The sequence below is a fragment of the Dehalococcoidia bacterium genome, from assembly GCA_030648205.1.
Lineage (GTDB): Bacteria > Chloroflexota > Dehalococcoidia > JAUSIH01 > JAUSIH01 > JAUSIH01.
The window spans coordinates 1-9091 of record JAUSIH010000114.1; the positions used below are offsets into that span (position 1 = coordinate 1).

The following is a 9091-nucleotide window of genomic DNA, read 5'->3' on the forward strand; positions in this document are numbered from 1 at the left end:
TGGTGGACGGTAGCTACCACGACGTGGACTCCTCCGAGTTGGCGTTCAAGACGGCGGGGTCAATCGCCTTCAAAGAGGCCGCCAGGCGGGCCAGGCCCATCCTTCTTGAGCCAATCATGAAGGTGGAAGTAACCAGCCCGGGCGACTTCCTGGGCGACGTGCTGGGCGACCTGAGCTCCCGCCGCGCCCGCATCATGGACATGGAAGGCAGGGTGGACGGCCGGGGTGATACCCAGGTCATTCGCGCCCACATCCCGTTGGCCGAGTCGTTTGGCTACGCCACCACTCTGCGCTCGCTGTCGCAGGGACGCGCGAACTACTCCAAGGAGTTCGACCACTACGAGGAAGTGCCACGGTCAGTCGCGGAAGAAATTGCCAGCAAGGGACGTTTGGTCCGAAGGTAGCCGGAGATAACATATGCCCAAGCAGAGGATTCGCATCAGGCTCAAGGCCTTTGACCACCGTATTCTGGACCAGTCCGCTTCCCAGATCGTGGAGACGGCGGAGCGGACCGGGGCCAACGTAACAGGGCCGCTGCCTTTGCCCACCCGGATTAAGCGGTGGACGGTCACCCGTTCGCCGCACGTGGACAAAGACAGCCGTGAAGCGTTTGAGATGCGGGTGCACAAGCGGCTTATTGACATCCTGGATCCCACGTCCAAGACGGTGGACGCGCTGACGCGGTTGAACCTTCCCGCAGGCGTGGACATCGAGATCAAGCTGTAATCCAAGACAACGAGGAGCGTCACCCGCAAAAACGTATTCGGGGTGACTCCTCCCCCTGGGAAAGGGGGAGAGGCAGAGATGGTTAACGGACTGATAGGACGCAAACTGGGCATGACGCAGGTCTTCCTTGACGACGGCGCGGTGGTCGCGGTCACCGCCGTCGAAGTGGGGCCGTGCTACGTGACCCAGGTGAAAACCAAGGCGAAGGACGGCTGTGAGGCTGTCCAGCTCGGCTTCGGCGAAGTCAAGAAGCTGAACAAGCCGGCGAGGGAGCACCTGAAGGCGACGGGCAAGCTGTTCCGGTACCTACGCGATGTTCGCCTCACGGACGGGGACTCCCTCCAGGTGGGCGCGAAGCTGGACGTGAGCCTGTTCAAGGCTGGCGACCTGGTGGACATCGTCGGCACGTCCAAGGGCCGTGGCCATGCCGGTGTGGTCAAGCGCCATCACTTCAAGGGCGGACCGCACACGCACGGCCAGTCGGACCGAGAGCGCCGCTCCGGCTCCATCGGCTCCACGACCACGCCGGGCCGCGTTATTAAGGGCATGCGCATGGCCGGCCACATGGGCAACGCACGGGTGACGGTGAAACACATGGAGGTGCTGTCCGTGGACCCCGCCAAGAACCTCATGGTGCTGCAGGGGGCCATCCCCGGCGCGGCGGACGGGCTAGTGCTCATCAACAGGTCCACGAAGGTGAAGAAGACCCGCGTGGCGCCTCCGACCAAGGGGGGCAAGGCGGTTACCAAGGCCCCCGCCAAGACTCCCGCGAAGTCCGCCGCGAAGCCCGAAGCCAAGAAAGCGTCCTAGGACTAATACGATGGAACTACAGGTACGTAACCTTACTGGAGAGACGGTGGGTAGTATCCAGGTCAGCGATGAGCTCCTGGGTGTGCCCCTGAACGAGGCCGTGGTGCACCAGGCGATGGTCCGCCAGCAGGCCAACCAACGCACGGGCACCCACGCCACTAAGACGCGCGGCAATGTCTCGGGCGGCGGCAAGAAGCCGTGGCCTCAGAAGGGCACGGGCCGGGCGCGCGCGGGCAGCACGCGCTCGCCGCTCTGGAGGCACGGCGGCGTTGTATTCGGCCCACATCCGCGCAGCTACCGGCAACGGATGCCGCGCAAGATGCGCCAGCTGGCCCTACGCTGCCTTCTTTCGGCCAAGGCGTTGGAAGAGAGGCTCATTGTGGTGGAGAACCTCATTGTGCCACCCAAGACGCGGGAGATGTCCAAGACGCTGACTACTCTTGGCGTGCAGCGCAGCGCTCTGGTGGTCACTCCTGACGCCAGCCGGGATGTCGCACTCGCAATTGGCAACCTGCCCGGCTTCAAGGCCTTGGCGGCGCCCTACCTGAACGTGCTGGACCTGCTGAAGCACGACTACCTTGTCATGACCGTAGATGCCATCCGGCGGGCCGAGCAACTGTGGGCACCGGCCGCCGCCGCACCGGGAGAGTAGGCCATGCACTACACGGATGTCCTCCGGCGGCCTGTCGTAACGGAAAAATCAACGGCCTTGCAGGAGCTCGGGAAATACACCTTTGAGGTCCACCTTCGCGCCACCAAGCGCGAGGTCAAAGAGGCGGTTGAAAAGGTCTTTAGCGTGAAGGTGACGCGAGTCAACATGCTGCGCATCCCCGGCAAAGTGAAAGTCGTCGGGAAGCGCCGCATCCAGCGGCCCGCTATGAAGAAAGCTATTGTCGCTCTGAAGTCTGGAGACAAGATCCAGATCTTCGAGAACGTGTAGGAGTCTCACCGTGGGACTGAAGATACTTAAGCCCACATCTCCCGGCCGTCGTGGCGTGGTCGCCGACGACTTCAAGGACATTACCAAGAAGACGCCGGAGAAATCTCTGACGGTCCTCAACAAGAAGCATTCGGGACGCAACAACCAGGGGCGGGTCACGGTGCGTCATCAAGGCGGCGGCAGCAGGAGAATGCTGCGCACCATTGACTTCAAGCGCGACAAGGCGGGAATCAAAGGCCGTGTGGCGAGCATTGAATACGATCCCAACCGCACGTGCCGCATCGCGCTGGTGCATTACGTTGACGGCGAAAAGCGCTACATTCTGGCGCCCCTCGGCTTGCAGGTTGGCGACACGGTGGAGGCGGGCCCCAGCGTGGAGATCAAGCCGGGCAACGCCATGCCCCTTAAGTTCATCCCGCCGGGCACCATGATCCACAATGTGGAGATGAACCGGGGCAAAGGCGGGCAACTGGTGCGCTCAGCGGGCACCGCGGCCCAACTCATGGCGCGCGAGACCGACAAGCTCGTGCAGGTGCGCCTTCCCTCCGGAGAGGTCCGCCGAGTGGACGCGGAGTGCTACGCCACCGTGGGCCAGGTGGGCAACCTGGACCACAAGAATATCGTGCTTGGCAAGGCGGGCGCACGTCGGCACAGGGGCTGGCGGCCCTCGGTGCGCGGTTCGGCCATGTCTCCGCGGGACCATCCGCACGGCGGCGGAGAGGGCCGGAACCCCCGGGGCATGCCGCCCAAGACACCCTGGGGCAAGCCCGCGCTGGGTTACAGGACCCGGCGGCGCAAGTATTCCAATCGATTCATTGTGCAGCGACGTAAGAAGGACTAGTCCTTAGATAGTGTAGCTAAAGCGGAGAGAGCATGTCTCGCTCAACGAAAAAAGGGCCTTTTGTAGACAAACGCCTCCTGGAAAAGCTGGAGGCGGTGGTCCGCTCCGGCCAGAGAACGATCATCAAGACCTGGTCGCGGCCGTCCACCATCACCCCGCAGATGGTGGGACTCACCATTGCGGTGCATGACGGCAGGCGCCACGTGCCTGTTTTCATCACGGAGAATATGGTGGGGCACCGCCTGGGCGAGTTCGCCCCTACGCGGCAGTTCCGCGGACACTCGTCCAAGGCGGCGGCGGAGAAGGCCGCAGGAGCAGCGGCACCCGCGGCGGCACCCGCGGCATCGCCCGCGGCGGCGCCGAAGAAGTAGGCTTAGGGCGGGAGGAAACACGGTGGTCAGTCAAGACGTTGCCCCACGCGAGGTTACGGCGCTGGCACGAAACGTGCGCGGCTCCAGCAAGAAATTGCAGATTATCGTTAATACGGTGCGTGGCAAGAGGGTGGAGGACGCGGTGAACATCCTGCGTGTCCTGCCCTCTCCCCAGGCGCGTAAGGTGCTGAAGGTGGTCAAGTCCGCCACAGCCAACGCGGAGAACAACTTCCAGATGGATCCCGCGCGGTTGCGCATTGTGAAGGTCGCGGCGGAGGCCGGTCCCACACTGCGGCGCATGCGCGCTCGCGCCCGTGGCCGGGCGAACGTGATCCGAAAGCCCACTTGCCACATCCGCGTGGTGGTGACTGAGGAGGAGGCCTAAATGGGACACAAGGTCCACCCCATTGGATTTCGCCTGGGGGTTATCAAGGACTGGCAGGCGCACTGGTTCGCAGCCAAGCCGGAGAAATACAAGACCCTGCTGCTGGAGGATATAAAAATCCGCCAGCACATCGCAGGGAAGTACCGGGAGGCGGGCGTCAGCCGCGTGGACATTGAACGCCAGGCGAACGAGGTCCAAGTGACCATTCACACGGCCCGCCCGGGCATCGTCATCGGACGCGGAGGCCAGCGTGTGGAGGAGTTGCGGGGAGAGATGGAGCGACTCGCTGGCCGGCGAGTCCGCCTGAACATCCAGGAGATACGCCAGCCGGAGTTGGACGCTTATCTGGTGGCCGCCAACATCGCCGAGCAAATGGAACGCCGCATCTCTTATCGCCGGGCCATGAAGCAGGCCATCACGCGGGCACAGCAGTCCGGAGCCAAGGGCATAAAGGTCATCTGCGCGGGCCGCTTGGGCGGCGCGGAGATTGCGCGCCGGGCAAAAGAGTTCTGGGGGCGCGTGCCGCTTCACACCCTTCGGGCGAACATTGACTTTGGCATCGCCGAGTCGCGCACGACGCTGGGCCGCATCGGCGTGAAGGTGTGGATATATTCAGGCGACATCATGCCCGAGGCCAAGAGAACGGGGCCTGAGGCACCCATCGAGGTCAAGATAGAGTCCTCCAAGGCTGAAGAGGCGAAGACCAATGCTGCAACCCAAACGAGTCAAGTACCGTAACGCGCATAGGGGGCACCGCAGGGGTAAGGCCCATGCGGGCGCCAGCGTAGCCTTCGGCGAGTACGGCCTGAAGGCTATGGCCTCCACATGGATTACGGCCCGCCAACTGGAGGCGGCCCGCCGCGCGATGACCCATTACATCAAGCGCGGCGGCCAGGTCTGGACCCGGGTGTTCCCGGACCTGCCACGGACACTGAAGCCGGCGGAAACCCGCCAGGGAGGCGGCAAGGGCTCCGTGGACCGCTGGGTGGCCGTCGTCCGTGCGGGACGGGTGCTGTTTGAGATGTCGGGCGTCCGGGAGGACGTGGCCCGAGAGGCTTTTCGGCTGGCGGCGCGCAAGCTGCCCGTGGAGACAAAGTTCGTGACCCGGGCCGAGACGGCCATTTTCTAGGCGGGATTGCATATGGTAGCTAAGAAGACGACTGAACAGCTCAGCAAAATTCGCGGCATGACCGACCCGGAGTTGCGCAAGGAAATCGAGGACGCGCGCAGAGAGGTGATGAATCTGCGCTTCAAGTTCGCGACGCGACAGCTCGCCGACGTGAGTCAGATCCGCAAGACGCGTAACAAGATAGCGCGCCTGCAGACCATCCTGGTGCAGCGCGCCCAGAAGGCGTAGGGAAAAGACGATGCAGAAGACAGTGGTTCCTTCCAAGACGCACAAGGTCCGGGTCGGCCGGATCGTGAGTAATAAGATGCACAAGACGGTAGTGGTGGCCATCGAGTGGCGGCAGCACCACCCCATCTATAAAAAAGCCGTGCGGCGCATCACCAAGTTCTACGCGCACGACGAGCAGCAAGAGTGCAAGCTGGGCGACGTTGTCCAGATCATGGAGACGCGGCCGCTCTCCCGGCTCAAGCGCTGGCGCATAGTCAAGATCGTCGCCCGTGGCGACCATGTGGATTTGCCTTCGGCTGAGCTAGAGGCACCGGCCCCGGAAGCGCCCGCCGTGGCTGAGGCTCCCGCGCCTCAAGCGGAAACGTCGCCCGTCAGCGCCTAGTCCAAAACCGTGGTGTAAAGAGAGACTCTGATGATCCAGACCTACACGCGACTCAAGGTAGCCGATAACTCCGGCGCCAAGGTCATCCTGTGCTTCAACATACCGGGAAGCTCCCGGCGGCGCTACGCCTACATCGGCGACACCATCGTCGCCACGGTCAAGGAGGCGATTCCGGGCGCACAGGTCAAGAAGGGCGACAAGGTACGGGCCGTCGTGGTGCGCGCTCGCTGGCCGCACAAACGGCCTGATGGGTCCACTATTCGCTTCGATGACAACGCGGCCGTCATCCTCTCCGACAAGAACAATCCCAAGGGCACGCGTATCTTCGGGCCCGTGGCCCGTGAGCTGCGCGAAAAGAACTTCACCAAAATCGTCTCCCTGGCCCCTGAGGTCGTGTAGGGAGCGTGAGGTTATCTCCATGAACATTCGTAAAAACGACACCGTGATGGTGATGACGGGCAAGGACCGGGGCAAGCGCGGAAAGGTCCGCGTGTCCTCCCCCAAGGACGACGCCCTGATTGTCGAAGGGATCAACATGGTCAAGCGCCATGTGAAGGCCCGGCCCGGCGTCCGTCAGGCGGGCATCATTTCCCAGGAGGCGCCTCTCGCGCAGTGCAAGGTCATGCTCGTTTGCACCAAGTGTGACAAACCAACACGTATCGGATTTCAGGTTCTCGAAGACAAACGGAAGGTACGCGTATGCCGGAAATGCAAGGAAGTGATCGACTAGCCGCGGGCGCGGACAAGCCGCGCGCCTCGGACGAGAAGAAGCAGAAGCCATCCCGCGCCAAGGCGCAGGAAGGAACACCCGCGCCCGCCGAGGCTGAGGCCAAAGCCAAGCAGCCGAAGAAGGCGGAGGCGACTCCCGCCGCGTCCGAGGAGAAGGGCAGGCAGCAAAAGAAGGGGGAGACGGCCCCCGCTCCGGCCTCCGCCGAACAGAAAGGCAAGGCCGCCAAGCCCGCTGCCAAGGCCCCATCCGCCGACGATAAGGGAAAGGGCAAAGCGAAGGCAGCGCCGGCTGAGCCGGTCACGCCGCCTCCGCCGCCCCGCCTTCGGGACATCTACCGCCAAACGATAGTCCCCGCCATGATCAAGGAGTTCGGGTACAAGAACGCCATGGAGGTCCCACGCCTCGCCAAGATCGTGCTGCATATCGGCATGGGCGAGGCGCTGACCAACAACAAGGCCATGGAGAACGCCACCCGCGACATGACCACGATCGCGGGGCAGCGTCCTGTCACAACTCTCGCCAAGAAGTCCGTGGCCAACTTCCACGTCCGGCAGGGTCAGGCCATCGGCCTGATGACCACCATCCGGGGTAACCGAATGTACGACTTCCTGGACAGGCTGGTAAGCGTCGCGTTGCCGCGCATTCGCGACTTCCGCGGCGTGCCGCGGGATGCCTTCGACGGGCGCGGCAACTACTCGCTGGGGCTCCGCGAGCAGGTGATGTTCCCGGAGATAGACTACAATACCATTGACCACGTCCGCGGCATGCAGGTGAACGTTTGCACCACGGCGAGGACTGACAGCGAGGGGCGCCGCCTTCTGGAGTTGATGGGGATGCCCTTCGTGAAACCCGGCGAGAACAAAGACGGCAAGGATGGTAAGCAGCCCTCGGCGCAACGCGCGTCCCCCGCCGCCGCACCCGCAGTTGAGGTCGGTGACGGGAAAGGCGCCTCCTAGGCGCCCCTTCCAAGAGAAGGAAAGGTGAGAAGCCAATGGCAAGACTGTGCAAGGTAGTTAAATCAAAAAGAACGCCGCCCTTCGCGGTTCAGCGCCACAACCGCTGCAACGTGTGCGGGCGCTCACGGTCATACATTCGCATGTTTGGACTGTGCCGCCTTTGCTTCCGCCAGCGGGCGCTGAGGGGCGAGCTTCCCGGCATCCGAAAAGCAAGCTGGTAAAAGCCCCATCCGCCCGCGCATGCGGGCGAGTAGAAGGTGACACTCTATGATGACAGATCCTATCGCCGATATGTTGACGCGCATCCGCAACGCGGTCATCGCGCGCCATGAGAGCACCGTCATGCCCGCGTCCAAGATGAAGGTCGCCATGGCCAAAATCCTGAAGGACGAAGGCTTCATCAAGGACTACGAGGTGGTACGGGGCCAGCCTCAGCGCGTGCTCAAAATCCACCTGGCCTTTCGGGACAGGAAGCAGCCTGTGATCTCCGGCATCCAGCGCATCAGCAAGCCCGGCCTCCGCGTCTATTCCGGGGCTGGCCAGGTGCCCCGCGTCCACGGAGGCATAGGGATCGCCATTGTATCCACGTCCAAGGGTCTCCTGACCGGCCAGCAAGCTTGGCGCCAGAAGATGGGCGGGGAAGTCGTCTGCTACGTGTGGTAGAGGGAGCAGTTATGTCGCGTATTGGCCGCATGCCCATAGTTATTCCCAAAGGCGTCCAGGTGACGATCAACGGGGCCCAGGTGACGATCAAGGGACCCAAGGGAGAGTTGTTCCACTCTGTCATCCCTCGCATCACCGTGGCCGTCAAGGAAGGCCACGTCATCGTCGCCCGCGCTGACGATGAGCGCCCGACGCGTGCGCTGCATGGTCTGACGCGTGCCCTTCTGAACAACATGGTCGTGGGCGTGACCCAGGGGTACCAGAAGGCCCTGGAGATCGTGGGCGTGGGCTACAGGGTCCAGCCGTCAGGCAAGCACCTGGCGCTGAACGTAGGTTTCACGCATCCGGTGGAGGTGGCGCCGCTTCCCGGCATCACCCTCGCCGCGGAAGGGACAAACCGCATTATTATCTCCGGCGTGGACAAGCAGCTTGTGGGCCAGATGGCCGCAAAAATCCGCAGTATGCGACCGCCCGACCCCTACAAGGGCAAGGGCATCCGCTACGTGGGTGAGCGCATCAAGCTCAAGGCGGGCAAGGCCGCCGCCGGCAAGGCAAAGGCGTAAACTATGCCAAAACTCGCTATCAATCCATGGCACATGCGCCGGGTCCGTCACGAGCGGGTTCGCCGCAACATGACGGCGTCTCCGGACCGCCCTCGACTGTGTGTCTTCAGGAGCCTGCGCCACATCTACGCCCAGGTTATTGACGATACCCGGGGCAATACCCTGGTCAGCGCATCCACGGCGGAGCCTGAGCTGCGCGAACGGCTGTCCAAGTCCAAGAAGATCGAGGCGGCGCGTGCGGTAGGCCAGCTTGTGGCCCAACGGAGCAAAGAGAAGGGCCTCACCCAAGTCGCGTTCGACCGAGGAGGATACAAGTACCATGGCCGTGTCAAAGCCCTGGCGGACGCTGCCAGGGAAGGGGGACTGC

At 63.2% G+C, this 9091-nt stretch carries 17 protein-coding genes and 2 pseudogenes; all 19 read left to right on the forward strand.

What is annotated here, in order from left to right; genetic code table 11:
* Positions 1–404, forward strand: a 404-nt coding sequence (fusA, locus tag Q7T26_12770; GenBank protein MDO8533014.1) for an elongation factor G, incomplete at its 5' end; no start/stop codon positions are given.
* A 13-nt stretch (positions 405–417) separates the two neighbouring features.
* Positions 418–726 (forward strand): 30S ribosomal protein S10, encoded by a 309-nt coding sequence (gene rpsJ, locus Q7T26_12775; protein ID MDO8533015.1) that lies wholly within the window; start codon positions 418–420, stop codon positions 724–726.
* A gap of 78 nt (positions 727–804) precedes the next feature.
* A pseudogene (rplC, locus tag Q7T26_12780) lies at positions 805–1422 on the forward strand (50S ribosomal protein L3).
* A gap of 124 nt (positions 1423–1546) precedes the next feature.
* Positions 1547–2188 (forward strand): 50S ribosomal protein L4, encoded by a 642-nt coding sequence (rplD, locus tag Q7T26_12785; protein MDO8533016.1) that lies wholly within the window; start codon positions 1547–1549, stop codon positions 2186–2188.
* Between the two features lie 3 nt (positions 2189–2191).
* Positions 2192–2476 (forward strand): 50S ribosomal protein L23, encoded by a 285-nt coding sequence (gene rplW, locus Q7T26_12790; protein MDO8533017.1) that lies wholly within the window; start codon positions 2192–2194, stop codon positions 2474–2476.
* Positions 2477–2486: 10 nt separating this feature from the next.
* A complete protein-coding gene (rplB, locus tag Q7T26_12795) occupies positions 2487–3317 on the forward strand; it encodes a 50S ribosomal protein L2 (GenBank protein MDO8533018.1) in 831 nt (276 codons plus the stop codon).
* Between the two features lie 32 nt (positions 3318–3349).
* The gene (gene rpsS, locus Q7T26_12800) at positions 3350–3688 is read left to right on the forward strand and encodes a 30S ribosomal protein S19 (protein ID MDO8533019.1); all 339 of its coding nucleotides are present in this window, start codon (positions 3350–3352) and stop codon (positions 3686–3688) included.
* A gap of 22 nt (positions 3689–3710) precedes the next feature.
* Positions 3711–4073: a 50S ribosomal protein L22 gene (rplV, locus tag Q7T26_12805; GenBank protein MDO8533020.1), complete on the forward strand. Its 363-nt coding sequence runs from the start codon at positions 3711–3713 to the stop codon at positions 4071–4073.
* On the forward strand, positions 4074–4811 hold the full coding sequence (gene rpsC, locus Q7T26_12810) for a 30S ribosomal protein S3 (GenBank protein ID MDO8533021.1): 738 nt from the start codon (positions 4074–4076) through the stop codon (positions 4809–4811).
* Positions 4780–5202 (forward strand): 50S ribosomal protein L16, encoded by a 423-nt coding sequence (gene rplP, locus Q7T26_12815; protein ID MDO8533022.1) that lies wholly within the window; start codon positions 4780–4782, stop codon positions 5200–5202. The genes rpsC and rplP overlap by 32 nt, the downstream gene beginning before the upstream one ends.
* Positions 5203–5214: 12 nt before the next feature.
* Positions 5215–5430 (forward strand): 50S ribosomal protein L29, encoded by a 216-nt coding sequence (gene rpmC / locus Q7T26_12820; protein MDO8533023.1) that lies wholly within the window; start codon positions 5215–5217, stop codon positions 5428–5430.
* A 10-nt stretch (positions 5431–5440) separates the two neighbouring features.
* Positions 5441–5812, forward strand: coding sequence for a 30S ribosomal protein S17 (gene rpsQ / locus Q7T26_12825; protein ID MDO8533024.1), 372 nt, complete (start codon positions 5441–5443; stop codon positions 5810–5812).
* A 30-nt stretch (positions 5813–5842) separates the two neighbouring features.
* A complete protein-coding gene (rplN, locus tag Q7T26_12830) occupies positions 5843–6211 on the forward strand; it encodes a 50S ribosomal protein L14 (protein MDO8533025.1) in 369 nt (122 codons plus the stop codon).
* Positions 6212–6230: 19 nt separating this feature from the next.
* A complete protein-coding gene (rplX, locus tag Q7T26_12835) occupies positions 6231–6542 on the forward strand; it encodes a 50S ribosomal protein L24 (GenBank protein ID MDO8533026.1) in 312 nt (103 codons plus the stop codon).
* Between the two features lie 314 nt (positions 6543–6856).
* Positions 6857–7384 (forward strand): annotated as a pseudogene (rplE, locus tag Q7T26_12840) (50S ribosomal protein L5).
* Positions 7385–7533: 149 nt separating this feature from the next.
* Positions 7534–7719 carry a type Z 30S ribosomal protein S14 gene (locus Q7T26_12845; GenBank protein MDO8533027.1) on the forward strand — a complete coding sequence of 62 codons (186 nt, stop codon included), beginning with the start codon at positions 7534–7536 and terminating at the stop codon, positions 7717–7719.
* Between the two features lie 46 nt (positions 7720–7765).
* Positions 7766–8161 (forward strand): 30S ribosomal protein S8, encoded by a 396-nt coding sequence (gene rpsH, locus Q7T26_12850; protein ID MDO8533028.1) that lies wholly within the window; start codon positions 7766–7768, stop codon positions 8159–8161.
* Positions 8162–8172: 11 nt separating this feature from the next.
* Complete coding sequence (gene rplF, locus Q7T26_12855; GenBank protein MDO8533029.1) at positions 8173–8724, forward strand: 50S ribosomal protein L6; 552 nt, start codon at positions 8173–8175, stop codon at positions 8722–8724.
* A gap of 3 nt (positions 8725–8727) precedes the next feature.
* Positions 8728–9091: 50S ribosomal protein L18 (gene rplR / locus Q7T26_12860; GenBank protein ID MDO8533030.1), on the forward strand; the 364-nt coding region annotated here is incomplete at its 3' end.

Coding starts and splice junctions, on each gene's coding strand:
- rplF (MDO8533029.1), top strand. CDS start 8,173: ATGTCGCGTATTGGCCGCATGCCCATAGTTATTCCCAAAGGCGTCCAG.
- rplX (MDO8533026.1), top strand. CDS start 6,231: ATGAACATTCGTAAAAACGACACCGTGATGGTGATGACGGGCAAGGAC.
- rplN (MDO8533025.1), top strand. CDS start 5,843: ATGATCCAGACCTACACGCGACTCAAGGTAGCCGATAACTCCGGCGCC.
- rpsH (MDO8533028.1), top strand. CDS start 7,766: ATGATGACAGATCCTATCGCCGATATGTTGACGCGCATCCGCAACGCG.
- Q7T26_12845 (MDO8533027.1), top strand. CDS start 7,534: ATGGCAAGACTGTGCAAGGTAGTTAAATCAAAAAGAACGCCGCCCTTC.
- rplP (MDO8533022.1), top strand. CDS start 4,780: ATGCTGCAACCCAAACGAGTCAAGTACCGTAACGCGCATAGGGGGCAC.
- rpmC (MDO8533023.1), top strand. CDS start 5,215: ATGGTAGCTAAGAAGACGACTGAACAGCTCAGCAAAATTCGCGGCATG.
- rplD (MDO8533016.1), top strand. CDS start 1,547: ATGGAACTACAGGTACGTAACCTTACTGGAGAGACGGTGGGTAGTATC.
- rpsJ (MDO8533015.1), top strand. CDS start 418: ATGCCCAAGCAGAGGATTCGCATCAGGCTCAAGGCCTTTGACCACCGT.
- rplW (MDO8533017.1), top strand. CDS start 2,192: ATGCACTACACGGATGTCCTCCGGCGGCCTGTCGTAACGGAAAAATCA.
- rpsS (MDO8533019.1), top strand. CDS start 3,350: ATGTCTCGCTCAACGAAAAAAGGGCCTTTTGTAGACAAACGCCTCCTG.
- rpsC (MDO8533021.1), top strand. CDS start 4,074: ATGGGACACAAGGTCCACCCCATTGGATTTCGCCTGGGGGTTATCAAG.
- rpsQ (MDO8533024.1), top strand. CDS start 5,441: ATGCAGAAGACAGTGGTTCCTTCCAAGACGCACAAGGTCCGGGTCGGC.